This is a genomic window from Nocardia sp. CNY236, from assembly GCF_000482385.1.
Lineage (GTDB): Bacteria > Actinomycetota > Actinomycetes > Mycobacteriales > Mycobacteriaceae > Nocardia.
The window spans coordinates 1-26,093 of record NZ_AXVD01000041.1; the positions used below are offsets into that span (position 1 = coordinate 1).

27 protein-coding genes are annotated in these 26,093 nt (G+C 65.3%); 18 read left to right on the plus strand and 9 right to left on the minus strand.

Annotated features, from left to right (window positions below):
• Window positions 1-556: 556 nt before the first annotated feature.
• Both K940_RS0119020 and K940_RS29210 read right to left on the minus strand, forming a co-directional pair.
• On the minus strand, window positions 557-760 hold the full coding sequence (locus K940_RS0119020) for a DUF397 domain-containing protein (protein WP_028478826.1): 204 nt from the start codon (window positions 758-760) through the stop codon (window positions 557-559).
• Window positions 757-1,761, minus strand: coding sequence for a helix-turn-helix transcriptional regulator (locus K940_RS29210; RefSeq protein ID WP_081706482.1), 1,005 nt, complete (start codon window positions 1,759-1,761; stop codon window positions 757-759). Before K940_RS29210 ends, K940_RS0119020 begins: the two co-directional genes overlap by 4 nt.
• 430 nt (window positions 1,762-2,191) lie before the next feature.
• On the opposite strand from K940_RS29210, the gene K940_RS0119035 reads away from it, so the two are divergent.
• Both K940_RS0119035 and K940_RS0119040 read left to right on the plus strand, forming a co-directional pair.
• Window positions 2,192-2,461, plus strand: a complete 270-nt coding sequence (locus tag K940_RS0119035; protein ID WP_028478827.1) for a hypothetical protein — start codon at window positions 2,192-2,194, stop codon at window positions 2,459-2,461.
• Window positions 2,462-2,467: 6 nt separating this feature from the next.
• Window positions 2,468-2,794: a hypothetical protein gene (locus K940_RS0119040; RefSeq protein ID WP_028478828.1), complete on the plus strand. Its 327-nt coding sequence runs from the start codon at window positions 2,468-2,470 to the stop codon at window positions 2,792-2,794.
• Between the two features lie 97 nt (window positions 2,795-2,891).
• Here the strand turns inward: K940_RS0119040 and K940_RS0119045 are convergent, their stop codons facing one another.
• Window positions 2,892-3,848 carry a LysR family transcriptional regulator gene (locus K940_RS0119045; RefSeq protein WP_028478829.1) on the minus strand — a complete coding sequence of 319 codons (957 nt, stop codon included), beginning with the start codon at window positions 3,846-3,848 and terminating at the stop codon, window positions 2,892-2,894.
• A 65-nt stretch (window positions 3,849-3,913) separates the two neighbouring features.
• On the opposite strand from K940_RS0119045, the gene K940_RS0119050 reads away from it, so the two are divergent.
• The 10 genes from K940_RS0119050 (at window position 3,914) to K940_RS29215 (ending at window position 16,155) form a co-directional block, all read left to right on the plus strand.
• Window positions 3,914-5,074: an XdhC/CoxI family protein gene (locus K940_RS0119050; RefSeq protein WP_028478830.1), complete on the plus strand. Its 1,161-nt coding sequence runs from the start codon at window positions 3,914-3,916 to the stop codon at window positions 5,072-5,074.
• A gap of 57 nt (window positions 5,075-5,131) precedes the next feature.
• Window positions 5,132-6,022 (plus strand): xanthine dehydrogenase family protein subunit M, encoded by an 891-nt coding sequence (locus tag K940_RS0119055; RefSeq protein ID WP_028478831.1) that lies wholly within the window; start codon window positions 5,132-5,134, stop codon window positions 6,020-6,022.
• A gap of 2 nt (window positions 6,023-6,024) precedes the next feature.
• A complete protein-coding gene (locus K940_RS0119060) occupies window positions 6,025-6,543 on the plus strand; it encodes a (2Fe-2S)-binding protein (protein WP_028478832.1) in 519 nt (172 codons plus the stop codon).
• A complete protein-coding gene (locus K940_RS0119065) occupies window positions 6,540-8,930 on the plus strand; it encodes an aerobic carbon-monoxide dehydrogenase large subunit (RefSeq protein ID WP_028478833.1) in 2,391 nt (796 codons plus the stop codon). The genes K940_RS0119060 and K940_RS0119065 overlap by 4 nt, the downstream gene beginning before the upstream one ends.
• A 26-nt stretch (window positions 8,931-8,956) precedes the next feature.
• On the plus strand, window positions 8,957-9,847 hold the full coding sequence (locus K940_RS0119070) for an XdhC family protein (RefSeq protein WP_028478834.1): 891 nt from the start codon (window positions 8,957-8,959) through the stop codon (window positions 9,845-9,847).
• Window positions 9,844-10,437 (plus strand): NTP transferase domain-containing protein, encoded by a 594-nt coding sequence (locus tag K940_RS0119075; RefSeq protein WP_028478835.1) that lies wholly within the window; start codon window positions 9,844-9,846, stop codon window positions 10,435-10,437. Before K940_RS0119070 ends, K940_RS0119075 begins: the two co-directional genes overlap by 4 nt.
• On the plus strand, window positions 10,434-11,321 hold the full coding sequence (locus tag K940_RS0119080; protein ID WP_028478836.1) for a MoxR family ATPase: 888 nt from the start codon (window positions 10,434-10,436) through the stop codon (window positions 11,319-11,321). The genes K940_RS0119075 and K940_RS0119080 overlap by 4 nt, the downstream gene beginning before the upstream one ends.
• A 13-nt stretch (window positions 11,322-11,334) precedes the next feature.
• Window positions 11,335-12,012 (plus strand): SRPBCC family protein, encoded by a 678-nt coding sequence (locus K940_RS0119085; protein WP_028478837.1) that lies wholly within the window; start codon window positions 11,335-11,337, stop codon window positions 12,010-12,012.
• Window positions 12,009-13,208, plus strand: a complete 1,200-nt coding sequence (locus tag K940_RS0119090; protein WP_036529288.1) for a VWA domain-containing protein — start codon at window positions 12,009-12,011, stop codon at window positions 13,206-13,208. Before K940_RS0119085 ends, K940_RS0119090 begins: the two co-directional genes overlap by 4 nt.
• A 142-nt stretch (window positions 13,209-13,350) precedes the next feature.
• Window positions 13,351-16,155 (plus strand): DEAD/DEAH box helicase, encoded by a 2,805-nt coding sequence (locus tag K940_RS29215; protein ID WP_231390433.1) that lies wholly within the window; start codon window positions 13,351-13,353, stop codon window positions 16,153-16,155.
• Window positions 16,156-16,207: 52 nt separating this feature from the next.
• Here the strand turns inward: K940_RS29215 and K940_RS0119100 are convergent, their stop codons facing one another.
• From K940_RS0119100 to K940_RS0119110, 3 genes are read right to left on the minus strand one after another with little or no spacing between them, the layout of a single operon-like run.
• Complete coding sequence (locus K940_RS0119100; RefSeq protein WP_196812276.1) at window positions 16,208-17,011, minus strand: hypothetical protein; 804 nt, start codon at window positions 17,009-17,011, stop codon at window positions 16,208-16,210.
• 29 nt (window positions 17,012-17,040) lie between these two features.
• On the minus strand, window positions 17,041-17,931 hold the full coding sequence (locus K940_RS29220) for an ABC transporter ATP-binding protein (protein WP_051407362.1): 891 nt from the start codon (window positions 17,929-17,931) through the stop codon (window positions 17,041-17,043).
• Window positions 17,928-18,110 (minus strand): PLDc N-terminal domain-containing protein, encoded by a 183-nt coding sequence (locus K940_RS0119110; protein ID WP_036529290.1) that lies wholly within the window; start codon window positions 18,108-18,110, stop codon window positions 17,928-17,930. Before K940_RS0119110 ends, K940_RS29220 begins: the two co-directional genes overlap by 4 nt.
• Before the next feature lie 686 nt (window positions 18,111-18,796).
• Between K940_RS0119110 and K940_RS30980 the strand changes: the two genes are divergently transcribed.
• From K940_RS30980 to K940_RS0119135, 4 genes are read left to right on the plus strand one after another with little or no spacing between them, the layout of a single operon-like run.
• Window positions 18,797-19,531, plus strand: coding sequence for a hypothetical protein (locus K940_RS30980; protein WP_051407363.1), 735 nt, complete (start codon window positions 18,797-18,799; stop codon window positions 19,529-19,531).
• Between the two features lie 35 nt (window positions 19,532-19,566).
• A complete protein-coding gene (locus K940_RS0119125; RefSeq protein ID WP_028478842.1) occupies window positions 19,567-19,932 on the plus strand; it encodes a hypothetical protein in 366 nt (121 codons plus the stop codon).
• Window positions 19,925-20,479, plus strand: coding sequence for an ImmA/IrrE family metallo-endopeptidase (locus tag K940_RS30985; RefSeq protein ID WP_051407364.1), 555 nt, complete (start codon window positions 19,925-19,927; stop codon window positions 20,477-20,479). Before K940_RS0119125 ends, K940_RS30985 begins: the two co-directional genes overlap by 8 nt.
• The gene (locus tag K940_RS0119135; RefSeq protein ID WP_155980973.1) at window positions 20,476-21,612 is read left to right on the plus strand and encodes a hypothetical protein; all 1,137 of its coding nucleotides are present in this window, start codon (window positions 20,476-20,478) and stop codon (window positions 21,610-21,612) included. The genes K940_RS30985 and K940_RS0119135 overlap by 4 nt, the downstream gene beginning before the upstream one ends.
• On the opposite strand, the gene K940_RS0119140 is transcribed toward K940_RS0119135, so the two are convergent.
• On the minus strand, window positions 21,519-22,694 hold the full coding sequence (locus K940_RS0119140; RefSeq protein WP_028478844.1) for a serine hydrolase: 1,176 nt from the start codon (window positions 22,692-22,694) through the stop codon (window positions 21,519-21,521). The two genes, K940_RS0119135 and K940_RS0119140, sit on opposite strands and share 94 nt — an antisense overlap.
• 346 nt (window positions 22,695-23,040) lie before the next feature.
• On the opposite strand from K940_RS0119140, the gene K940_RS0119145 reads away from it, so the two are divergent.
• Together K940_RS0119145 and K940_RS0119150 are read left to right on the plus strand one after the other, a co-directional pair.
• On the plus strand, window positions 23,041-23,229 hold the full coding sequence (locus tag K940_RS0119145; protein WP_028478845.1) for a hypothetical protein: 189 nt from the start codon (window positions 23,041-23,043) through the stop codon (window positions 23,227-23,229).
• A 262-nt stretch (window positions 23,230-23,491) separates the two neighbouring features.
• Window positions 23,492-25,060 (plus strand): esterase-like activity of phytase family protein, encoded by a 1,569-nt coding sequence (locus tag K940_RS0119150; protein ID WP_028478846.1) that lies wholly within the window; start codon window positions 23,492-23,494, stop codon window positions 25,058-25,060.
• On the opposite strand, the gene K940_RS0119155 is transcribed toward K940_RS0119150, so the two are convergent.
• Complete coding sequence (locus tag K940_RS0119155; RefSeq protein WP_155980974.1) at window positions 25,047-25,391, minus strand: hypothetical protein; 345 nt, start codon at window positions 25,389-25,391, stop codon at window positions 25,047-25,049. The two genes, K940_RS0119150 and K940_RS0119155, sit on opposite strands and share 14 nt — an antisense overlap.
• A 65-nt stretch (window positions 25,392-25,456) precedes the next feature.
• Window positions 25,457-26,089: a TetR/AcrR family transcriptional regulator gene (locus K940_RS0119160; RefSeq protein ID WP_051407365.1), complete on the minus strand. Its 633-nt coding sequence runs from the start codon at window positions 26,087-26,089 to the stop codon at window positions 25,457-25,459.
• Window positions 26,090-26,093 lie beyond the last annotated feature (4 nt).

Consider the following 26,093-nt stretch of genomic DNA (forward strand, 5'->3'; position numbering starts at 1 on the left):
GCAGACTTCGTTGCCAACCCTCGTAGGGCTGATGAGGACGGTGTGTCATTCCTGGTGACTTCCAAGGGGGGCGCCGGGTTGCCAACCCTCGTAGGGCTGATGAGGACTCGTCCGCGGCGCCGGCGTCGGCGAGTTGCCTCGGTTGCCAACCCTCGTAGGGCTGATGAGGACCCCACGGTAAACCCGCTGGTAGGGAGCCTAGCGAAGTGGGGTTTTCGGGGGGTGATTTCAGCAGAGTGGCGATAGTGTAAATGTGTCCGGCGTGTCGCTGCAATGATCTTGTTCTCAGATGATCAACGACGGTTCAGTCAGGTGGAGGTCAGACGGGCAGCTTTCGATCAGCAATCGCGACGATGCGAGCGGCCCGAGGCATCGACCTGGCGTGGTGTCCCACGTAGCCTCGCAGGCATGGAGCGTGCGGCCCGGACCCCTGCATGGATAGCCGGATCGCCGAATCCGAGAGAGGGATTCACAGCGTTCGTTTGGCCTCAGCGCGGTATAGATCGAAAATCGGTCCGCTGGAGGCTCCACCGGACCGATTCGGACATTGTCCGCGCTATGGCCGGTTGAAATTCTCACCCGCCACACCAGCCGTGAACGCATCCCACTCGCCGGGAGTGAACACCAGCGCCGGGCCGGTGGGGTTCTTGGAGTCGCGAACGCCAACCATCCCACCATCGAAGTGCGCGACCTCGACGCAGTCGTTCCCGCCTGCGCTGTAACTGCTCTTGACCCAGCGCGCCTCAGTGCCATTGGTCATGGCGTGTACTCCTTCGCTGCCTGCCGGAGCAGACGTCTACTGTCTGGCACGTCCAACGCTACGCGCCTCAGTGTCTCGAAGGCAGTCCGATATCGACGTACAGTGTCAGCCCGCTCCAGGTAGATGTTTCCGGTGTAGCTCTCGACGTACACCACAGGAGGCTCCAGCGGGCGAGCCCCGTCCTCGGCTGCGAAGTCCAGAATCGTAAACGGTCCAGTCGAGATGCCAAGCGGAAAACCACATTTGGAAGGGAGGATCCGTACCCGGACATTGGGTGGCAGGTTCGCGAGGTGGCGCAGTTGCGTGGACATCACCTTCGGCCCGCCGACACAGCGACCAACCACGGCCTCGTCCAGGACGAGATCGATTCTCAGGGGCCGCAAGTCGCGTGTGATCAGTGTCTGTCGCTTTCGTCGCACTGTGAAACGCTGTTCGATCTCGTTCACCGAATCCATGGGGAAGTACGCTCTATCCAGCGCCCTGGCGTACTCCGGAATTTGGAACAGACCGGATACCATGTCCGGCCGGTAGATGGTCAGATGGGTTGCTGCTGCCTCCATCTGTAGATACACATTGAATGTGGGGTTGATCTGGTTCGGATATTCATCCAGCCACGACGGTTTTTTGCCTTGTGCAGCCAGGGTTCTCAGAAACTGCAGCATTTCCGGCCGCTGGTAGAGCCGGCACAGTCCTTTGAGGTCTTCATCTCGGACAACCACATTCGGAGCGCCGGTTTCCAGTCGGTGCACGGTACCGGCTCCTCGCTTGATCGCCTTCGCCGCCACCTCGATGGACAGCCCGGCCTCTTGGCGCATCCCGCGCAAGCACCGACCGAGGCTCCTATATGGAACCCCCGATGTCGTTGTGTCATCTTGCGTGTCGGTCGTTGTTCGACGGTTTCTCATATCGATGGACCCCTGGTCTGCTCTGGCATTGGAAGGTACACACTTTCTGTTCTGGAAGGCGTGCGAGTCGTAGGTGGAATCGATTGCTCGGGACATTTGGAATGCGGGCAGGGAAAACAACGAATTTCGAAGCGAATTCCATTGGAACCTTACGCAGAAACAGCTTTGGTGCTCAACTGGTCGAGCACCCGTTGTGGAGTACGGAGGCCAACTCCCTCCTATTCCACGTCCGCTCCCCTTTACCAGCCAGGGGTGTACCTCGGACCGGGCACCCCGCGCTTTCCGATTCGAACAGAGGACCTCATGGGCCACAATGCATATGCCGATACCAAGGCGATTCGATACCGGTGCTGCCCGCCCAGGCGCCGCCTACCCATGGCCGGGAGCTCGCTATGTATCGCACGGATCGTGGCTCGGAGGCACGCGGTATGCGCGCTCGGCATGCTCGCGGTCATGGGTCAGCGGGTACGGCAGGCGACCGCAGGGCGCGACCGGGTGGTGGCCTATGGGTGAGCACCCTCCCCACGTGAGTGCCTCGGTGCTGATCAGAGTGGCCAACGCATTGCGGGAAATGTCCGATACACCACAAGGTTGCGCGCAGCCTGCGCCGGAGCAGGGTATCGGGTGGTTGCAGCGGGGCGACGGTACGTGGAGTCCGGTGTACGCGGACGGCTTGGTGGGTCCGGAGTTCACGTGGGCGCAAATGATCGCTGCCAGAGGCGAGGACCTCGGTGATGTACTCGATGCCGTGGTCGAAGCCGGGCTCATCGGCGGACCCGACCACCAGGGCGGGTGAACAGCCGTGCCATCGAGACCGACCGCTGTGGGCTACCTTCGCCGCGATATCTCCGGGATCTCCCAGGACTGGCACGAAATCCAGATCCGCAGTTTCGCAAAACGGCTCGGCTACAATCTGGCCAAGACCATCGTGTTCGGACCACGCACCGATGCCCGGATCGCGCGATTGGTGAGCGCCGTTGAGACCGCGGACGCCGAGGCCGTGTTCGTGCCCAGTCTCTGGCACTTCGATTCCCACCTGCCGAGCGAGCTGATGCAGCTCACCGACGTGATCACCCTGACCCCACTACGCACCTATTCGCGGAAGCCACCCAGGGAGTTCGACACGTAGGTCGAATTCACCTACACGACAACGACATCGGAATCCGCATGGCAGAAGTCATCGCCCACCGGACGGTGTGTCTGGGGACGACTGGAAGGTGTTGCCGTCAACTCCACAGCGTCACATGCACTTTCGGGCGGAAGCGAGCAACGCCCACCCCGGACCCGCGGATCATGGCCTGGATACAGCGTGGAGTGGTGATGAACCGCAGCAGTTCCGACACAGCGGGCTGGCGGGTCGCGGGCGGCAAGGTGGTCGCGCACCATTCGTCGCAGACCTGAAGGCCCGGCCCGGTGATGTGGGTCAAACGACCGGCCGCGAGGTCGGAGGAGACGGCGAAACCGACTGTCAGGGTGATGCCGCCGACATGGCGGACCTCTTCCAATGCGGCAGCGTCGCTCTGGAAGATCCGCTGGTGTGTTTCGGGAATGGCCGCAGCGCGCAGCATCGTCGCGATGTGCCCGTCGACGCTGCCGGCGCTGGGACCCAGCATCCATTGTTGTTCGCGCAAGAGAGCCGGATGCGCCGGTATGCCGGCCAGTGGGCAATCGGGGCGCGCGACCGCGATGATGCGGTATTTCAGGAAGGGTCGGGCGACGACGGTGGAGTCTGCGTAGTCCTGCCGGGATCCCAGCGCGATATCCACCGCGCGGGTCTCGACGAGACTGCGCAGCTGGCTGGTGGGGTGCACGCTCAGTTCGACCGACAGATCTTTCGCCCGCGCCGCGAACAGGTCGATGAGGCCAGGGGCGGCATGTTCGGCGAATGCGGTCGACGCCGCTATGTGCAGTAGCCGCCGACCCTGTGCTGCTTCGCTCACTTCGACGGCGGCTTGGCGCTGTAGGCCGAGAATCTCGATTGCCCGACTGGCCAGACGGAGTCCGCCGGGGGTGAAGCTCAAACCGGTCGCGGCGCGGGTGAACAGTGGATCACCGAGTTCTTTGCGCAGTTGAGCGATGTGCGTCGAGACACCCGCATCGGACATCCTCAGCTCTCTGGCCGCCGCATGGACGGAGCCGAGCCGCACCACCGTCGAGTAGGCCCGAAGCTGGGCGAGGGTCACATCTGGAGTCTACGTTGGAGGTGAAAGCAGTGCCTACAGTCGCAACGTTGCCTGGAGGACGCACCATGCACGACGTGCTCGCGGAATTGAAGACGATCTGGAATGCCGGGGGCACAGCCGGGCTCGCCACAGTGGTGCGGGCCTTCCGGTCAGCGCCCCGTCCGCCGGGTGCGGCGATGGTCGTCGCGCCGAACGGTGCGGTCGTCGGGTCGGTGTCGGGCGGATGCGTCGAAGGCGCGGTCTACGAACTCGCTACCGAGGTCATCCAGACCGGTCATCCCGTCCTGAACCGGTACGGTTTCAGTGACGACGACGCCTTCGCCGTGGGGCTCACCTGCGGTGGCACTATCGACGTGTTCGTCGAAGCGATCTCGCCGGCGACCTTTCCCGAATTGGGGGAGGTCGCTGCTGACGTTGCCGACGATCGACCGGTCGCGATCGCCACCGTGATCGAGCACCCCGACCCTGCCCTGGTCGGGCGGCGTGTGGTGGTCCGGCCGAACGAGGCGATCGGCACGCTGGGGTCGGCGCGGGTCGACGGCGCGGTGGTCGACGACGCTCGCGGACTGCTCGCCGCCGACCGCAGCGAGGTGCGTTCCTACGGTCCGCAGGGGCAACGTCGTGGCGAAGGGATGGCGGTCTTCGTCGCCAGTCATGCCCGACAGCCTCGGATGTTGGTGTTCGGGGCGATCGATTTCGCTGCTGCTGTGGCTCAGCAGGGGTCGTTCCTGGGGTACCGGGTGACCGTTTGTGACGCGCGGCCGGTGTTCGCCACTGCCGCCCGGTTCCCGACCGCCGACGAGGTGGTCGTCGACTGGCCCCACCAATACCTGGCCGCGCAGATCACGGCCGGAATGGTCGATTCCCGGACCGTCGTGTGCGTGCTGACCCATGATCCCAAGTTCGACGTTCCGTTGCTCGAGGTGGCGTTACGGGCGCCGGAAATGGGCTATGTCGGCGCCATGGGATCGCGCCGCACCCACGACGAGCGGTTGGACCACCTACGACGGGCCGGTCTCACCGATGCGCAGCTCGCCCGGCTCGCCAGCCCCATCGGGCTGGATCTGGGTGGCCGCACCCCCGAGGAGACCGCGGTGTCCATCGTGGCCGAGATCATTGCGCGTCGCTGGGGCGGACACGGCGGCTCACTGACCCAAACCGCGGGCCGGATCCACCACGCGCACCCAACCGACAGTGGATTAAGTGTTTCCTTAAGTCGGTCTTGACGCCCAGATCGCCACAGGCGGACGCTGACACCCTCCCATTTATGTGAGGTTGATCACATGCAAGTTCCCGGACCATTCGAATACGAGCGGGCGACCGGCGTCGACCACGCCATCGGACTCCTGGACCGGCTGGGGGAGGAGGCGCGCGTCGTCGCCGGCGGACACAGTCTGCTGCCGATGATGAAGCTACGTCTGGCCAATCCGGAATACCTCATCGACATCAACGACCTGGCCGCCGAGCTGGGCTACCTCATCACCGATCCGACCCTGGTGCGCATCGGCGCAATGGTGCGGCATCGGCGCCTGCTCGAGTCCGACGAGCTCGCCGCGGTGTGCCCGATCTTCCGCGACGCCGAACGCGTGATCGCCGATCCGGTCGTGCGCAACCGCGGCACGCTCGGCGGCTCGCTGTGCCAGGCCGATCCCGCCGAAGATCTCACCACGGTGTGCACGGTGCTCGGCGCGACCTGCCTGGTGCGCGGACCCTCCGGCGACCGCGAGATCGCGATGGAGGAGTTCCTCGTCGGCCCCTACGAAACCGCGCTGGCGCACGACGAGCTGCTGATCGAGGTCAGAATTCCCGTGCGGCACGCGACCTCGAGCGCCTACGTCAAAGTAGAACGCCGGGTCGGTGACTGGGCGATCGCCGCGGCCGGCGCGGCGGCAACTCTGCGCGACGGCGTGATCGCCGCCGCCCGCATCGGTCTGACCGCGGTCAACTCCGATCCGGCCGGACTGGTCGCCGCGGCGGACGCACTCCTGGGCGAGCCACCCACGCAGGAGGCCTTCGCGCAGGCGGGTCGCCGAGCGAGCGAGGCCTGCTCACCGAGCACCGACGCGCGCGGCACCGCCGACTACAAGCGGCATCTCGCCTCCGAACTGACAATTCGCGCGCTGCGCACCGCGGTAGAGCGAATCCCGAACAACACCGCGCTGGGAGAGAAGTAGCCATGCAGGTAACCATGACCGTCAATGGCGAGCAGGTGACCGCAGAGGTCGAGCCACGCACCCTGCTCGTGCACTTCTTGCGAGATCAGTTGCGGCTCACCGGTACCCACTGGGGGTGCGACACCAGCAACTGCGGCACGTGTGTGGTCGAGGTCGACGGCACACCGGTGAAGTCGTGCACGATGCTGGCCGCCATGGCCAGCGGACACGAGGTGCGCACCGTCGAAGGACTCGAGGTGGACGGCCAGCTCGATCCGGTGCAAGAGGGCTTCATGCAATGTCACGGGCTGCAATGCGGGTTCTGCACCCCGGGAATGATGATCACCGCCCGTGCCTTGCTCGACCGCGACCCGAATCCCGACGAGCAGACCATCCGCGAGGCGATCTCGGGCCAGATCTGCCGCTGCACCGGATACACCACCATCGTGCGGTCGATCCAGTGGGCCGCTGCCAAGCAACGAGGCGAAGCCGCCGAGCCCGAACCCGCCGCCCCGGCAGCGCCGGTAGGGAGCACGTCATGACCGCCGTGGAGCCCCGGCCCGAAGACCGAGTCGACAACGACCACAAGCCCTGCGGTCACGGCACGATGCTGCGCAAGGAGGACCCACGCTTCATCCGCGGACACGGCACCTACGTCGACGACGTCTCGCTGCCGGGCATGCTGCACATGGCGATCCTGCGTTCGCAGTTCGCGCATGCACGCATCCTGAGCGTCGATACTTCCGCAGCGCAGGCGCATCCGAAGGTCGAAGCAGTGGTCACCGGGGCCGACCTGGCCGCCAAAGGACTGGCCTGGATGCCGACGCTGTCCAATGACGTGCAGGCGGTACTGGCCACCGACAAGGTGCGCTTCCAGGGCCAGGAAGTGGCCTTCGTCGTCGCACACGATCGCTACTCCGCGCGGGATGCGTTGGAGTTGATCGACGTCGAATACGAGATGCTCGATCCGGTGATCGACGCTCGAACCGCCCTGGCGCCGGACGCGCCGGTGATTCGCGACGATCTCGAAGACAAGCACGACAACCACTGCTTCGAGTGGGAGACCGGTGACGCCGACGCGACCGCTGCGGTGTTCGCCCGCGCCGATGTCGTCGTCGAACAAGAGATCGTCTATCCACGGGTGCATCCCGCACCGATGGAAACCTGCGGGGCAGTAGCGGATCTCGATCCCGTGACCGGCAAGCTCACCCTGTGGTCGACCAGTCAGGCGCCGCACGCTCACCGCACGCTCTACGCCCTGGTCGCCGGTCTGCCCGAGCACAAGATTCGGGTGATCTCCCCGGACATCGGCGGCGGGTTCGGCAACAAGGTGCCCATCTACCCCGGATACGTGTGCGCCATCGTCGGATCGCTGCTGCTGGGCAAGCCGGTGAAGTGGATGGAGGATCGCAGCGAGAACCTCACCAGCACCGGGTTCGCCCGCGACTACATCATGCTCGGTGAAATCGCCGCGACCGCCGAGGGCAAGATTCTGGCTGTCCGGTCGAAGGTGCTCGCCGACCACGGTGCATTCAACGGCACCGCAGCGCCGTTGAAGTATCCGGCCGGCTTCTTCGGTGTCTTCACCGGCAGCTACGATCTCGAGGCCGCCTACTGCTCGATGACCGCGGTCTACACCAACAAGGCCCCTGGCGGCGTCGCCTACGCGTGCTCGTTCCGCATCACCGAGGCGGTCTACCTGGTCGAACGGTTGGTGGACTGCTTGGCCTACGAGCTGAAGATGGATCCGGCCGAGCTCAGGTTGCGCAATCTGCTGCGGCCCGAGCAGTTCCCGTACACCAGCAAAACCGGTTGGGTCTACGACTCCGGCGACTACGAGACGACCATGCGCAAGGCGATGGACATGATCGGCTACCACGCCCTGCGGGCCGAACAGCGCGACAAGCGCGCCCGCGGCGAGCTGATGGGTATCGGGATGTCGTTCTTCACCGAGGCCGTCGGCGCGGGTCCACGCAAGGACATGGACATCCTCGGATTGGGGATGGCCGATGGGTGCGAGCTGCGAGTCCATCCCACCGGCAAAGCCGTTGTCCGCCTCTCGGTGCAAACTCAAGGCCAAGGGCACGAGACGACCTTCGCCCAGATCGTCGCCGAAGAGCTCGGCATCCCGCCCGACGATATCGACGTGGTGCACGGTGACACCGATCAGACACCGTTCGGTCTCGGAACCTACGGCAGTCGGTCGACTCCGGTCTCGGGGGCGGCCGCGGCGTTGGTGGCGCGCAAAGTGCGGGACAAGGCGCGCCTCGTCGCGTCCGGCATGCTCGAAGTCTCCGTGGCCGACCTCGAGTGGGACAAGGGTTCGTTCCACGTCAAAGGCGACCCGTCGGCCTCGGTGACAATTCAGCAGATCGCGATGCGCGCCCATGGCGCGGGGGATCTGCCCGAGGGTGTCGAGGGCGGACTCGACGCGCAGATCTGCTACAACCCGCAGAATCTCACCTACCCATATGGCGCCTACTTCTGTGTCGTGGACATCGACCCGGGGACGGCGGTGGTGACCGTGCGCCGCTTCCTCGCCGTCGACGACTGCGGCACCCGGATCAACCCGATGATCATCGAAGGGCAGGTGCACGGCGGTATCACCGACGGTATCGGCATGGCGCTGATGGAAATCATCGCCTTCGACGCCGACGGCAACTGCCTGGGCGGCTCCCTGATGGACTACCTCATCCCGACCGCGGTGGAGGTGCCGCATCTGGAGACCGGATACACCGTCACCCCGTCGCCGCACCACCCGATCGGCGCGAAGGGCATCGGCGAATCGGCCACCGTCGGATCACCGGCCGCCGTGGTCAATGCGGTGGTGGACGCACTGGCGCCGTTCGGGGTACGCCACGCCGATATGCCCTTGACGCCCTCCCGGGTGTGGGAGGCCATGCAGGGGCGGGCCACCCCGCCCATTTGAGGAGGGGCCGAACCATGGGATCACCGATGAAGATGACCGAGCGCGCGCAAGCGCTGGTGCGCGCCCGGACATCGTTCGTGCACGCGACGGTGGTCCGGGCGCAGCCGCCGACCTCGGCGCATGCCGGAGACGAGGCGATCTTGTTGCAGGATGGGACGATCGAAGGGTTCGTCGGCGGGCGGTGCGCGCAGAACTCGGTCCGCAAAGCGGCGCTGGGCGCGCTGCAGTCCAACCAGAGCGTGCTGCTGCGGGTGCTGCCCGATGGTGATCTTCAGTTCCCCGAGGCGCCGGGCGCGGCGGTGGTGGTGAACCCCTGCCTGTCGGGTGGAGCGTTGGAGATCTTTCTCGAGCCGCAGGTCCCGGCGCCGCTGGTGTACATCTGCGGTGCGACACCGATCGCGGATGCCCTGGCCGAAGTGTGTGCACTGGTCGGATTCGAGGTGCAGCGCAGTAGCGCCGACGCCGAGACGCGCGAGGCGCTGGTCGAGGTCACGGCACTGGTGATCGCCAGCCACGGTGGCGCGGAAGCCGAGACGATTCGCGCCGCACTCGACGCCGGGGTGGGCTACATCGGGTTGGTGGCCAGCCGGGTTCGTGGTGCGTCGATCCTGCACGGGCTCGGGCCGACCGAGTCGGAGCAGGCGCGGGTGCACACACCGGTGGGACTGTCGATCGGCGCCAAGACCTCCGCGGAGATCGCCATCTCGATTGTCGCGCAGGTGATCCAGGCCATCCGTGTGGACGGTCTGGCCGTGACCGCCCGCGCGGCGCCGGCCGCGGTCGAAGTGGTCGATCCGCAGTGCGGGATGACGGTGGTGGTCGGGCCGCAAACCCCGCACCTGACCGTCGGCGGGGTCGACTATTGGTTCTGCGGCGCGGCCTGCCGCAGCTCCTTCGCGCAGAAGACGGCGTCATGACGATCGAGTTCGTCACCGGAGTCGTCCTGGCCGCGGGAAGCTCGCGGCGGCTCGGTCGGGCGAAACAACTTCTGCCGTATCGGAAGACGACGATTCTCGGTGCCACTCTCGACGTGGCGCGCTCGTGTGGGTTCGATCAGCTCATCGTGACCCTGGGTGCGGCGGCCGCGCGGGTTCGTCGCGAGGTCGACCTCAACGGGGTGGAGGTGGCCATGGCCGACGAGTTCGGGTCGGGATGCGCGTCGTCACTGCGGGCGGCACTGCGGATCGTCGATCCCCGCGCCCGCGGCATCGTCATGATGCTCGGTGATCAACCGGAGCTGTCGACGGCCACCGTCGACCGGCTGATATCGGAGGGGACGACAGCTGCGATCACCGTCTGCGACTACCGCGACGGCATCGGTCATCCGTTCTGGCTGGATCGCAGCGTATTCGACGAATTGGCCCGACTGCGCGGCGACAAGGCTGTGTGGCGGATCATCCACTCGAGCCACGTGCCGGTGGCTCGACTCGCGGTCGATGCTGCAGCGCCGCAGGATGTGGACACCTGGGACGACTACGCGCGCCTGTGCGCGGCGACATCGCCATGATGGCGCTGTTCGACGATGTCGACGATGTCGTGCGACGCTTCGACACCGACAATTACCTGCTCGACACCGGGGCCGCCGCGGCGTTCTATCTGGCCACCACCTTGGGCCGTCCGCTGTTGCTGGAAGGCGAACCGGGAGTGGGAAAGACGACGGCTGCGAAGACGTTGGCCACCGTATTGGATGCAGCGTTGATCCGCCTGCAATGCTACGAGGGTCTCACCGTGAGCGAGGCGCTCTACGACTGGAACTATCAGCGCCAGTTGTTGAGCATTCGGCTGGCCGAGGCACGCGGTGTGGGTCTCACCGAAGCCGATCTGTTCACCGAAGAATTCCTGGTGGACCGCCCGATTCTGCGTTGCGTGCGATACCGCGGTCCGGCGCCGCCGGTGCTGTTGATCGACGAGATCGACCGTGCCGACGACGAATTCGAGGCGCTGCTGCTGGAATTCCTCGGTGAGGCCACGGTGACGGTTCCCGAGCTCGGCACGTTCGTCGCCGAACGCCCACCCATCGTCGTGCTGACCTCCAACCGCAGCCGAGACCTGCACGACGCACTGCGGCGGCGCTGTCTCTACCACTGGATCGACTACCCGGACCCGGCCCGCGCGGTGCAGATCGTGCGCCGCACCGTGCCCGGCGCGACCGATGCGCTGATCGAGCATGCCACCCGATTCGTCGGCCGCGCACGCGGTCTGGATCTCGACAAACCACCCGGCGTCGCCGAGACCATCGATTGGATCGCGGCATTGGCCACGCTCCACGTCGCCGACCTCACCGCACCGGCTGCGATCACCGCGTTGAGCGCGCTGGCCAAGACCCCGGACGACCGTGCCACCGTTCGTGGGGCATTCGTCGAATACGCCCAAGAGCTGGGTACCGGATGAGAGGGAAACTCCGATGAAGATCGTCAACGAGTTCACTGTCAACGCACCCGTCGGGCAGGCGTGGGAGGTCCTGACCGACCTCGAACAAATGGTCCCGCTCATTCCCGGAGCACAGATGACCGGATGGGAGGGCGAACAGTTCCTCGGCAAACTGAAGGTCAAGATCGGACCGGTGACCAGTGACTTCTCCGGAAAGGCCAGCTTTGTCGAGCGCGACGACGGCGACCATCGGGCGGTGATCGCCGGCACCGGCCGGGATACGCGCGGATCCGGCAATGCGACGGCCACCATCATCACCCAAGCGCGTGCGGACGGAGACCAGACCCGCGTCACCGTCGACACCGACCTCAAGGTCGTCGGCAAGCTCGCCCAATTCGGCGGCGGAGTCCTGCAACAGGTCTCCGAGAAGCTGATCGGCCAATTCGCCGCCTCGCTGGAAGCGAAGCTCGCTGCCGGCGGCGCGGACACTTCGGCGCAGGCGGCGGGGGCCGACGCTCCACACGAGCAGCCGGCCGCACGATCCGGCGGTCGACACGCACAACAGCCGGCCACGCAATCCGAACCCGCACCGCTGGACCTCGTCGGTCTCGTCGCGCCCGCGCTGATCAAGAAGTACGCGCCGGCAATCGCATTCGCGGTCGCGGCCGTGCTCGCCATGGTCGTCGTGCGCAGGAGAATGCGGGCGCGGTGACGACCCGAGCGGTCCTGCTGCGCGGCATCGATCTGGCCGCGTTCGCCGTCGCGCTGGTCGCACACCTGCGCCGGGGTGGCGTCGCAGTCGCGCCCAGCGGGCCCGGTCTGTTCGTGCAAGCCGTGCGCTGTATGGCGCCGCGCTCACGCACCGAACTGTATTGGACCGCGCGGCTCACGCTCGTGGACCGCATGGAGGATCTCGCCGCCTTCGACGTGGCCTTCACGACGGTGTTCGCCGATGCGGCGCCGGAGGCAGGCCCACGGACCATCGCATCCGGACCTCCGAGTGAGCGCGCGGCGGCTGCGAACGCAGCCGGTCGCCGACCGTCGGGTTCCGGCAGTGACGTGCCGTGGACGACCCTGCGGTCGGCGCCCGCCGAACGCACTGCCGGCGCGGACCGCACGCTGGCCGACATGCTGCCGAGTCGGTTCGTCGCTCGCGCGCAGCAGCCGTTCGATCGCTTCGATCCGGATGATCTGCGGGCCATCGGTGGTTGGCTGGAACAGGCTTGGGCGCTCTGGCCGCAGCGCAGTAGCAGGCGTTACGAGAATCATCCGCACGGCAAGCGGATCGACTTTCGCGCGACGACGAATCGCTCGCGCCGCACCGGGTGGGAACCGGCGGTGTTGGTGCGCACTCGTCCTCGGCGTCGCCCCCGCCGAATCGTCATGATCTGCGACGCCAGTCGCTCGATGCAGCCGTATACGATGATCTACCTGCATCTGATGCGCGCTGTGCTGCAGCGTCGTCGGCTCGATCGTCCCGAAGTGTTCGCCTTCTCCACCTCGTTGACCAGGCTGACATCGGTGCTTGCGCATCGCAGCGCGGAGGTCGCGGCGGCGCGGGCCAGCAACAAGGTGGTCGACCGATACGGGGGCACGCACATCGGGCGAAGCCTCGGTGCGCTGCTGGCCGGACCGTCGGGTAGTGCGGTGCGCGGCGCCGTGGTCGTCATCGCCTCGGACGGTTGGGACAGCGATCCTCCGGAGGTCCTCGCCAGCGCGATGGCTCGGATCCGCCGCCGGGCGTGGTATGTCGTGTGGCTCAATCCTCGAGCGGGTGCGGCTGGATTCCGACCGGTCACCGGGGCGATGGCGGCAGCACTGCCGTTCTGCGACATCGTGGTGCCGGCGCACACTCTGGCGAGCCTGCCTGCGTTCATCCACGCGGTGGCGTCGGCGACGGCCCGCTGACCGACACCGAGCGCAGCCGAGCCGGCGTGGCGCAGCTCACGGACCGCCCCGGTGCGATCGTGGCCGGCGCAGTCGTGTCGGCGTGGTGGGTTAGGGTGACGCGATCGATACATACGTCATGCCAGCCGCCGCGGTGACCGGTGTGACCGAGCCCTGGAGGTCACCGGTCCAGTCGATGCAGATCGAGGATGACGTGTCCGATGTCGCCGATCCACGGCCTCCGATACTGTGGATGAAGATCGCGGACCCCGATACCCCGATACCCCCGTTTCGGTCCGGAACCGATATGCGTGTGTTGATCCCGATCGGCGATCGATTCACCACCATGCGAGAACAGCTGCACGCGCAGCGGATTCCCTTTCGTGAGGTCGGCTACCTGCTCGAGCACGAAGTGATCAGCACCCTGAACCCGCGACGAGAGCTGCTCGCGGCCGTCGGCCAGCGCGGGTCGGCGTCGTCCTCGGCGAGGCCGGCGCGCCCCTTGGAGGGCGCTGCCGCCGAGGCTGCTCGCGACGGATTCGATCTCATGTGGCACAACCACGTCACGCCCGACGACTTCGCTTCGGGAGGGACCCCGGCTCGGTCGGTGCCCGTGGATCATCTCGTGCCCCCGGCGTGGATTCGCTTCCTTCCCCACGACGCGATGAATCCCGCTCAGGCCGAGGCCGTCCCGCATATCATCGGCAGTGACGACCATGTGCTCGTGGTCGCGCCCACCGGCGCCGGGAAGACGGTGATCGGCATGGTGGCTGCGCTGCGCACCGTTCTGGAACACGGCAAGAAAGCCGCCTGGCTGGTGCCGCAACGGTCCTTGACCGATGAACTGAATCGCGAACTCGACAGCTGGCGTCGCCGCGGTTTGCGTGTCGAACGGCTCTCGGGTGAGTACCGGGTGGATGCCCACCGTATTCGGGCCGCCGATCTGTGGGTGACCACAACCGAGAAGTTCGAGGCCATCTGCCGGACCTCCACGCTGCGTGAAGCGCTCGCCGAGGTCGGTTGTCTGGTTGTCGACGAAATCCATTTGCTCGGTGATTCCACCCGTGGGTCGTTCCTCGAAGCGATTCTGGCCCGGGTTCGTGGGAGCGAATCACCGATTCGGATCGTCGGATTGTCGGCAACAGTGGCCAATGCCGATCAAATCGCCGCGTGGTTGCATGCCCGCACTGTCCGGGTGGCGTGGCGCCCGACCCGGTTGACCTGGCAGTTGCCGACCGTCGCCAACAGTACCGATTGGAGTTTGGTCGAAGCGGCCAAGGTCAGACTGACCACGTCCATCGTCGCTATGGTGACGCGTGACAATGGCAGTGTCGTCGTGTTCTGTGGCAGTAAGCGCAATGTCCGACGTACCGCGCTGATCATCGCCGCCAGTCGCGGTGCCACCGGATACGGTATCGACCCCGACGACGTCGAAGCGGTGCATCGCGCCTGCCGGGCGGTCGGCGTCGGTTTGCACTACAAGGGCTGGGAACACAAGAGAGAGGCCGAGCAGGCTTTCCGTGCACGGGAATTCGATGTCCTGGTCGCGACCTCCACGGTTGCTGCCGGGGTGAATCTGCCCGCTCGCGCGGTGATCGTGCAGGATACCGAAGTAGGACTGAAGGCCATCGACGTCGCCACCGTCCAACAGATGTTCGGGCGCGCCGGACGCGTCGGCGCCGGTGAACGACAGGGGTGGGCGTTCCTGCTCGTCGACGAGACCGAACGGTCCATCTGGCAGCGAAAGCTGTTGGCCGGCTTCCGGGTCAATTCTCGCATCCAGGACAGCCTCACCGAGCATGTCCTGGCCGAAGCCACACAAGAACGTATCCACTCCGTCCACGACGCCGAACGGTGGTACGAACAGACATTGTCGTATCACCAAGGCAGCCAGGACATGACGCCCCTGCGCCAGGCGGTCGGGTTCCTCGACGAGGGCGACTTCTTCACCCGAAAGCGCCCGGTGTCCGGCGAGGACGAACTGGTTCCCACCGAGCTCGGGTTGCTGACGGCGCGACTGATGGTCCCACCGGACACGTGCCATCGGATCCGGGCCGCGTTGGCCGAGGTGGATGTCCCCGATACCGCCGAGGACGCCGAGGCCGTGCTGATCGAAACTCTCGCCGCACAGGTGGTCACGCTCGCGCGGGCCGCTATCAGCGAGGACCTCAAGCAGCGCGCGGTCGAACTCGAGCTGGCCCGAGGCTTTGTCGCCGAGGTCACCGACAACGACCGAAGGCGTTCGGCGGAGTCGAGCTCGTATGTGTACGCCCCCGGTGTCTTGGCTCGCGCGGTCCTGCTCACCGCGGCCAATTCTCCCACGGCGTTCCACCGCGGCGCGCGCACCATCGGCGGAATCCCCTACGCGACCATGTATCCGATTCTCGAACAGGCGCCGCGGTATCTGCACTGGCTCGGCTGTCAGGGATTTCTGGGCACGGTGCACCCCTGGGTGGCCATCGTCGCCGCCGACTTGAGTCGACGTATTCGGTGGCGGCGGTGTAACCCGCCCCGGGGAGCCGGTCGACTGTTGTGGATGTGTGAGCAGATGGCCACGGCCGTCCACGCCGATGACGTGGTTCCGGCACTGTGGCGCGCCGCGACCGCTCGGGGCATCACCAATCCGGATTGGGGCGAAACCGGTCGACCGCAGGATTGTCGGCTCAGCCCATCCGACTACGCAACGCTCCTGCGTGATCGGGTCACCCAGACGAGTGTGACGATCGACGACGAGCGTGTGACCACGACCTGCTCGACATCAGCGACTCTGATGGTCTGGTCCGGGACCGACCATGTTGCAGTACCGGTGGCCCAGGGGCGTGCGAGCGCGCCCCTGCCTGCCGGCGACCCCCGCGCGGTCGGGGCCGCTGTCTTCACCAGACGTGGCGACTACCGGGCCGTCGGCTGGCTCGGTGCCTACAGCGAATGCGCACAGCCGTCGACGCCCGCTACACCGTCATTGGTCTGACCACCGCCGCACCCGGATGGGCGCCGATCGTCATCGTCGAGGACTCACTCTCTCATCGAGGTCGATCCGAGCGGGTGACCACTCGGGTGTCGGTATGACGGCGGGTCTCGACACCCAAGTGGATCGCAAGAACGGCGGCCACAGCCGCGACGGCGACGATGATCGGTGGCCACCCGACGGTGGAGGAGGCCCACGGGGTGGCATCCACCTGCGCCGCGGCGCCCATCGTCCGTGCGATATCGGCCGGTAGCCAATCGCCGATCCGTTCGATGGTGGTGAGCAACGGAACAGCCAGCAAGACGACGCTGGCGCAGCAAACGGTAGCCGCTAGGCCGCGGACCAGGCCGGAGATCGTCGCGGTGACCGCGATACACAGCGGAAACCACACGCTACCGGTGAGAATCGCGATGGTCAGGTCGGCGAAGGCGGTGTAATCGAACAGGACGGCGAGTTGATAGGCCAGCGCCGCACCCGCGATCCAGTACGCCAGGAGTGCGGCGACCGTCAGTACGACGAATCGTGGCCACAGCAGCCGAATCGGGTCGGTGAGCCGGGTCCGGTAGAACACCGCCAGTCCTGGACGGTTCGCTTCGGTGTAGGTGGCGCTCGCCACGGCCACGATGGCGAGTGTCGTGAACGTTTGCATGTTCTGCCCGAACGTATCCAATACCATTGTCGCGGTGGGCGGTGGCAGTGTTGCAGCGCCGAGTTCGGCCCCCACCAGGCTGTCGAGGTTGTAGATCAGCACGGGAATCCCCAAGGCGGGCAGGAGCATCACGAACAGCACCGCTATCAGCCGTCGGGTTCGCAGCAGGCGCAGGACCTCGAAATACCACACGGTTGTCGCGGCTCGCATGCGGTACGTCGGAGCGGGCACCGGCGCGTTCACGCGGTCAGGCGCAGGAATGCGTCCTGCAGCGTGCCGGTCTCCTGGTGCAGGGAGGTGAACGGGATTCGCGCCGACCCCAGGACGGCGCCGAGTCGCCAGCCCGCGTCGGCAACGACCTTCTCGTCGAGGTGAACTCGTAGTTCCCGTGGACCGACGGTAGTGACCGCGCCCACCCAGTTCTGCGCGACCAACACATCACGAGCCGAATCGCAGTCGGACGAACACCTGATTCGCCACTGTGTCGTGGCATGTGGACCGGTCAGGCCGTCCAATGGTCCGTGATAGACGACGCGACCACGTCGCAGGACCGCGAGCGCGTTCGCTCGCTCCTCGACGTCTTGCAGGTCGTGGCTGGACAGCAGGACGGTGGTCTGGTCGGCCACGTCCGCCAGCAGGTCCAGCACCTGGACTCGGCCCGCGGGATCGAGGGCAGCGACCGGTTCGTCGACGACGAGGAGACGCGGTTCGGACAGGATGCCGGCGGCAATACTCAGCCGGGTCTTCATCCCACGCGAAAAGCCACCCACTCTACGGGTGTTCGCCGGATCGAGCCCCACCTGATCCAGGGTGTCGGCAATGCGTGTGCTGGTCACAGATTCTCCCCGCAGCGCGGCAGACAGCTGCAACAGTTCTGCTGGGTTCAACCAGGAATCGAACTGCGCGACATCGGGGCAGTAGCTCAGCGCCGACGGCGCGATCTCGAGCCTCACCTGCCCGGACGTCGGTCTCAGCAGCCCACATACCACGCTCAACAATGTCGACTTACCGGCGCCGTTCGGGCCGACGAGCGCGAACATTCCTCGATCCGGTATGTCGATGCCGACCTCGCGCAGTGCGTCCAGCTCACCGAACCGGACTCCGACACCGTCGAGGGCCACCGTGGTCACCGAGGCCGCCCGAACACGAGGTAGGCGAGCCCGCCGAGAGGGATCGTGACCACACACAGCACAGCCCAGATCGATTTGCCGAACACCCGCGTGTGCGGCGCCCGGTACAGGTCCCACCAACAGAACACGACGAACGCCAGTCCGATCAGCACGAGTGGCACTACAGCTTCGATGGGCATGATTACGGCTTCACTCCTGACATTCGGCGCTTCCGAAGCGGGTAGGCCAGTCGCTGCCCCCCGATTGCTATTGCACATCACTGCAATGCACTGGGCAAGTTTGTCGCCATGCTGCTACGTCACCAGCGAAATTCGAACGCTACCAACGGTGTCGCTACCAGCGGGGTGCCTCGGGGCAGGGCGACATCGGTGTCGATGCGATCGCGGTCGTGTCCATGTCGTGTCGGTTCGAGCGGGCACGGAAACCACAAACCGAAGGGCTCAGCCTGCCTGCGCCATCGGACGTTGTGCCGCGAGGCAACTACTTCGCCCACGGCTATGTCGATCCCCTGTGCTGTGGCGACTACCCCAGCGAGTGGACTCAACTCAGCCTGACATGCAGGGACCACGCGGATTGAAGGCTCACACGGAATCGAGAGGAGTTGTCGTCTCCCCTCCTCCGGACGACATCTCTCTAGCTCGGTGAACCAATCAACCACCGCCGCTTCACATTGCGGGCAGTGTGTGGATTCGATGTGCTGCCCAGCAAACGAGGCGTCGCAAACATATCATGAGTGCCAACGTGCGCTTGATGATCCCTGTGTGAGGTTGATTAGGGCAATTAGTGAGTGTTCTGTGATATCTCGACTGCACGGTTCACGGTGGAGAGAGTGGGCATCGGGCGTGGTTCGCATAGGGTTTGGCTCGTGGTTACGCTGGATCTGCAAGAGCGATTCGGGCGAATCGTGGCGGGACGCCGCGAGGAGCTCGGGCTGTCGCGGCCGGACCTGCGAGCAGCCGGCGGTCCTTCCATTGCGACGACGGCGCGGGTCGAAATCCCGCGCGCCGATACAGCGCCGCCGAGCCCTGCCACGCTGCGACTCCTGGATACCGGCCTGCGATGGGCCGAGGGCAGCGCAGCGAGAGCGCTTCATGGCGGCGACCCGAGAAGCCTGGGCGAGCCTGTGCCGGGTTCGGATGCACATCGTCCGGTGACTTCGGGTGGCAACGAAAACGACCCGCTGAGTTTCCGCCTGGTGGAACTCGATATCGACGTCGTGGACGCGCTCATCGCTGCCGCCGACCGTTGCTTCCAACTCTGCGATCGGTCCGATCTTCCCGAGTCGGCCCAGGAAGCTGCGCGGGTAGTGAAAGAGCAGCTCGGCGTAGCCATCGGCAGGCTTGCGGCCGCGCAAGCAACCGAAGTGCTCGAGCGTGCAGGCGGACCGGGCAACGATATCCCCAAGAGCATAGAAAGACTCATCGGTGCGCTGTTGGCGACACCGCCGACAACCACGGGGGTCGAACGGCAGAACCAGCTGTACCGGCGGTGGCTCGCTGGCAGCGCAACAGATCTGGACTCCGCGCTCGTGGACCGCTTTACCAGGCGATGGCAGTCTAAGCTGGACCGGATAAGTCTGATTGAGGGAGAACGCTGTTGAGCTCGAGCGGTGGAGTCATACCGTTGGAAGCGAGGGTGAACCTACTGTTTGCCACCATCATCGACAACGATGGAGCCGAGGTCAGCACCACAGCCGTGGCGCAGGCGCTTTCGAAGAGCTTGAGGTACGTGGTTGAAGTAGAGCAGATCGAGGCCTTGCGGTGGCCCGCGGCGCAACGGCCGAGTAGCGACCTGCTCGAAGGGTTGGCTCGTTACTTCGACATGCCCGCGAGCTTCCTTTCCGACGATCCTGAACTGTACTACAGTCAGTTTCAACAGCTGAGCCTTCTGATCGTACAGCGCGACAAGCGGATTCCATTTGTAGCTCTACGTCCGAGTTCGGACCGTCTGGGCGATAGTGCGCTACAGGAGTTGAAGAACTACCTTGAGTCTCTTGAATGAAGGCGGCGCCGACCAGGACAGCCTGATTGCGGCGCAGGCTCTTGCGAAGCTGACGCTACGCCGGCCCTGGTCGATGCAACGCTTCGTGGAACAACTGAGCCTGCAGCGGGACCGGCCGATCGAGATCATCGAAGGGCTTGGCGAATTCGAGAGCATGGACTTCTCCGGCATTTGGATCCCGCTGCCTGAGAAAGACCTCATCCGGCACCGATCAGGTTTCACCCGGATCGAGCGCGACGGTATCATCGCGCACGAACTCGGGCACATCATCCTCGGACACGAGGTTCCGCCCGAGGAGCGGATCCAGTATTTCCAGCGAACAGCGTCATCGATCCCGGCGGTCGTCATCAAACGGCTCATGGACCAGCAGGCATGTCTGCGCTCGAACTTCGATCTGCCGCTGGAGCGTCAAGCCGAGTGGTTTGCGACGCTGCTGATGGAGGCCGCCGCTGCACTCAGCCAACCACTGTTCCCGGACCGAGATCTCAATCCGAGGCAACGTCTCATGCTCGAGCGGGCAGCCGCGATCTTTGGATGGTCGGCGTGAAGATCGTCATCGGCGCACTCATCCCGACAGTGCTTCTCGTACTGGTGGTCCATCGCATTCGGGTCAACCGGCAAGGTGTTCCGCGTGGCGTCCCCACGGGGATCACCAACCCGCTGACCCAGCTTCTGCTCTTCCTAGGTCTGGCGAAACTGTGCCGGGTCCCGGTGATCACCGACGACATCATCAATCGTGTGTTGCGCGACGCAACTGGCCTCGCCAATGTCATGTCTTTGGGCGGGATGACATTCGGCGCGCTCGCGGCGATACCGATCCTCGGGGTCAGCTCGTACATCACCGGCCGCAACCTCACACCACGTACACAGCTCGGGATTGCCTTTATGATCGTCACGGCGATGATCGCGACGTTCCTTCGCACGCCAATGGCGAACACGCCAACGTCGTATATGAGCAACGACTTCCCGGTGACAGGGCCTGTCATGGCGTACTGGCTCGCGTATCTGACACCGTTGGCGAGCGCACTGGTAATCGGCTGCGCATACATCATCCGCGAACTGATGTGGGTCCGCAGTGGCCCGTTCGCGCGTGCGCTGGCGGCCATCGCTTTGTGTGAGCTACTGGGTTTGGTCTACTGCGCATTCAAGGTCTACAACCTCTATCTTCAGCGCGTCGGAATCGACAACTTCTGGCACCAGAATGCCGCACCTGTATCGATCGCACTCGGGCTCATGGCACTGATTGCGGCTGGAGCATCTGCGGGCATCTACGCCACCCACATCCTCCGGGACCGGTTCCGACGCTACCGACTGCTGCGGGATTTCGGGCACCGGTGGCTGGCGGCCCGCGCGGCCAACCCTGCTGTCGTGCTGGACAAGTCCGATCCATTCCTCCCCACTCGGCGAATGTGCTGGACGGCTTCTCGTTCGGGGGCGACCGCATATAGGTGCAAATCGAATTGGCCGACCATATGCGCCAAGTCGGAAGCACAGGCACCGCAAACGGCCCCGCGGTCGCCTGACGGCCGGATCACGATGGGTGCGGAAGATGCACCCACAGCGCATCCCGCACCCGCTCGGACAGCTCAGCTGAGCGCAGTGCGCAGCGCGTCGGACCAAGGCTGCCAGCGCGGATCGGGTCCGCCTGTGTCATCCCCCACCATGTTGGTGCAGGTGTAGCCCACGGCGACGCCGGATTCGGGATGGGCCATACCGATGCGTCCTCCAGTGCCGACCTGCCCGAAGGCTCCGTTGCCCAGCAACTGGGCAGGCCGAGTGAGTTCGTATCCGTGGGCGAAGTAGTTGCCCCGCGGCATCACGTCCAGCGGCGCAGGATGGCCGAGGCCCTCGGTCTGTGGTTGCCGGGCCCGCTCGACCGACTCCGGGGTGAGCAACCGGATGCCGTCGATCTCACCGATCGTTGCCGCGAACATCCGCGCCACAGAACGAGCGTTCCCGATCCCGTTGCCGGACGGCACCTCCGCGAAGTGCCCGGCTCGAGTATTGAGTAGCGCAAGCCCCTCGTCCCTGGCCGCGACCGTCGCGAGGGTTGCGCGAACCAACCGTGCGTCGACATCGACGCCCATGCGGTTCAACATCGCTTCCACGTCGGCTGCCCCGGGCAGTTGACGCCGCACGAACTGCGGAACGACACGGTACTCCTGCGCTTCCGGCAGTCCGATCCACAGACTCAAACCGAGCGGCTCGGCGATCTCGGCGGCAAGGAACTCACCGACACTTCTACCGGAGACCCGGCGGATCAGCTCACCAGCCAGGTAGCCCCACGTGAGAGAGTGATAGTAGAAGGCGGTTCCCGGCTCCCACAAGGGTTGCATCGACTCCAGCGCGGACACGCACGCCGTCCAGTTCGTCAATTCCCGAGCCCCGATCCCGGATTCGACATCGAAGCTCGACAGGCCACTGCGATGCGATAGCACGTCGCCGACCGTCACATCGGCCTTGCCCGCAGTGGCGAATTCCGGCCAATACTCCCGGACCGGCGCGTCCAGATCGAGCAGATCCCGATCGACAAGGATGTGCACGCAGGTTGCTGTCATCCCCTTCGACACCGACATGAGCAGTGTCAGTGATTCAGCGCCCCACGTCTTCCCGGATTCCGGATCCTGCCCCGTCCACAGATCCACCACGACGCGACCTTGGCGATAGACGCAGAGTTGCGAAGCTCCCTCATCATCGTCGTGCGCGCGTGCAAAACCATCTCGCACCGCCTCGAATCCACGCTCGACAAACCCCTCGATCAACGTCTCAAGCCTCCTCGACAAGATCCAGCGGGTAGACCGCTGGGGCGAAACCCCTTCGCACCCAAACAATATTCGAACGGGCTCCGGTCGATACCGTCGCCCGTCGCACTGTAGCCCGCCGCGAACGCCAACAAACAGGACGCCCGATTGTTCGGTTGCGAGAACCTACGAAGGCGGCTTCCGGCACGCCGGACCCACCTGGACCAAATCCCTTCCGGTCGCGGGCAGCCAGCCGTCACCCTACCCCGGTTCCTGGTGTGGAGTCGGTCCGCCTCGACCGGCATGACCCTGCCACCCACGTCGACGCCCTCGACGCAGTCGACCGTGTCTACCTCACTACCGCCCTTTGGGTGACTCCGACCCGGCGGCGGTCCTCAGCATCAGTGAAGGCAGCACCATCTGGACCGCTACCCGCAGCGGTCGTATCGGCTTCGTCGACGCTGCCGACATCGCGGCCGTCGCCGTCCGGCGCCAGGAGCGACGACCACGCTCCCAACACCAGGCCGCCGAGTTCGATGAATACACCGGCCAGTAGCCATGCCGGGGGAGTCGTAGACTGACTGTAGCGGCTCGTTTTCAGCCGGTTTCCACTCCGTACCACACCGCATCCGCGGTTCGGGGCAATCGTCGCGCCGCACTACCGGTGAGGGAATTCCCGACGTGGGAGTCTTGCTTCGTTCGCGTCGGCTCGTACCGGCTCGGCCGGGTGGTGGAGGGCGCCGCTGTTTGTGCGGGCGGATGGCCGCTGTTCAACTCGACGTCAACTATTGGTCTCGCTCGAACGGTACGCATCCTTGGTGAGAAATCGCCGTAGTACCCGAAGTGCACTCGCCACGGTCGCCGTGTGCGCGACCGCTGTCCTGTCCGCGTGCTCGTCGTCGAGTCCGGAGGCCGACTTCACCATCGCAGCGGATCGACCGCTGGTGCTCTCGTTGGATGAGCTGCTGGAAGCGACCGGTGGTAGCGCTGCGGTCGCAATATCCGACCCAGAACACGGCACGATCACTCGCCGCACCGACGGTGCCGTGGTGTATACCCCGGCGGACGGGTACACCGGCTCCGACACCATCGCTGTGACCACCACTGATGCCGTCGCACTGTTCACCAGCGATATACCGCCACTGGGCGAGTTCGGCGGAGTGAGTCTGCAGGACAGCGGATACGGGTCGGCGTTCACACTGGTTCCCGGATCGACAGACGAGTTCTACGGTCTCACCGATCGCGGGCCGAACGTGAAAGGCCAGAGCAAGGCAGAAAAGCTGACGCCGGTGCCGACATTCACGCCTGCCATCGCCAAATTCACATTGGACGGAACCAAGGCGGTGTTGGAGACCACCATCCCGTTGAAGAATCCGGCCGGCCAGCCGTTCAACGGGCTGGTCGATACCTCCGCCGTCACCGGTGAGACCATGCGTGATCTCGACGGGAACGTCCTGCCGCCCACCGATCACGGCATCGACAGCGAAGGTCTGGTCGCCATGTCAGACGGCAGTTTCTGGGTATCCGACGAGTACGGGCCGTTCATCGTGCACTTCGACGCCGAAGGCACCGAGTTGGAGCGCCTGGTGCCCGGGCGGGGCCTGCCCAAGGAGCTTGCGCTGCGCACGCCGAACCAGGGGATGGAAGGACTGACCATCACCCCGGACGGCAACACTCTGGTCGGAATCATGCAAAGCGCGTTGAACATGCCAGGTATCGAGTCGGCGCGTGCGGTGCCGATGACTCGGATCGTCGCCGTGGATCTGACCACTCGGGAGGTCCAAGAGTTCGTGTATCCGCTGGAGGATCCGAAGCGAAAGCTCATGGTCTCCGAGATCACGGCATTGAGCGACACCACATTTGTCGTCATCGAGCGTGACGGCGACAAGGCGCCCGGGGCCACGAAGAAACTATGGACCATCGACCTCGCAAAGGCTACCGACATCGGCCCACAGGCGAAGATCGTCGGCGCGCAATACGATCCGGAGCTGGGCCTCCTGGTCGACGGTCGGCCGTTGGAACTGCTCGTCGGTGCCGTTCCCACCTCCGACGGTGTCGCCACGCTGCAGAAAGCCGGCATCACCCCTGTCGCCAAGGAGTCTCGACTCGACCTCAGCGGGCTGCTGGGTGATCTGAACGCCGACGGCGAATTCTTCGGCCACGACAAGATCGAAGGCATTGCCACTCCTGACGGCGGCAAGACCCTCTACATCGCCAACGACAGCGATTTCGGAATCGACGCAGCCACCGGTGACCGACCACCGTTCGGACTGCAGGCGAAAATCCTGGCCAGCGGTGCGCAAGACGCGGGGGAGGTGCTCAAGGTCGACACCGCGAAACTGCCTGCCACGACACGGACGACAACGGTCACGGTCACGGTCGAGTAGGCGGGAGGTGAAGCCGGACCGCGCGCTGCGTCGGGCAGCAGGCAGGGAGCGTACGAAACTCGTCAACAGCAGTGTGCCGTTGCTCTCCCGTGCGATGCGACAGCCAGGTCAGCAGCGGTTCCGACAGAGCGCGCTGGCGCTGGTCGGCGATCGTATCGGCTTCCTCGAACAGTCCCTCGTCTTCGGGGACGGAAGTCATGCCGTTCTTCGTGATGTGAACGGGACGATAGTCGGATCTGTCGGCGATGACATCGGCAACCGCTTCGGCTTCACGCTGTTCGAGTACGCGCCCGGTGAAGAACGCGCGGAGCAGAGTTCGTTTGTCGGCCACGACCACTCGATGATCGACCCGCCCCACCGCCGCCATCCGGCACCGGATCGCGCGGCGGGTGGAACTCAACTCGGGGCTGAGCCCGCGCTGAGTCCCGTGGCGATGAATATGGTCAGGTTGTCGATCCCGGTCTCGGGATCGCCACGCCAGAACTGGATCATCGTCTCGGCGGTCGTCGCGACCATCGCGGCGGTGACCGCCGGCTCAGCGGGCAGCCTCGCGCCTTGGTCGGACAGCTCGGTGAGCCAGTCGATCCAGGGTTGCAACTGCTCGGAACGGAACGCTCGCATCCGTTGAGCGAAGGCTGGATTGGCGAGCGTGGCCTGCTCGATCGCGGCGAAGACGTCGCGGTGAGCGGTATAGGTGTGCCAGAACACCGCGACGTGCATGCGGGTGGACTGATAGATGGACTGCTCGTTCGCCGCCGTGGGCGATGGAGGGGTAGATCCGGCGATCTCGTCGGCGTCGGCGCCGATATCGACGGCGAGGGCAGCCAGGATCTCTTCCTTGCTGTCGAAATGGTTGTAGAAGGAGCCCGCGGCGCGTCCCGCTTCCATGGTGATATCGGTGATCTTCGTATTCAGATAGCCCTGACGTGCGAATACGGCGCGCGCCGCGGTCTTGAGATCAGCGGCGGTCCGGAGGGCTCGGAGCTGTCGCTTCGTGGGTCGGCTCGTCGGGATGTCGATGGGGATCACTCCT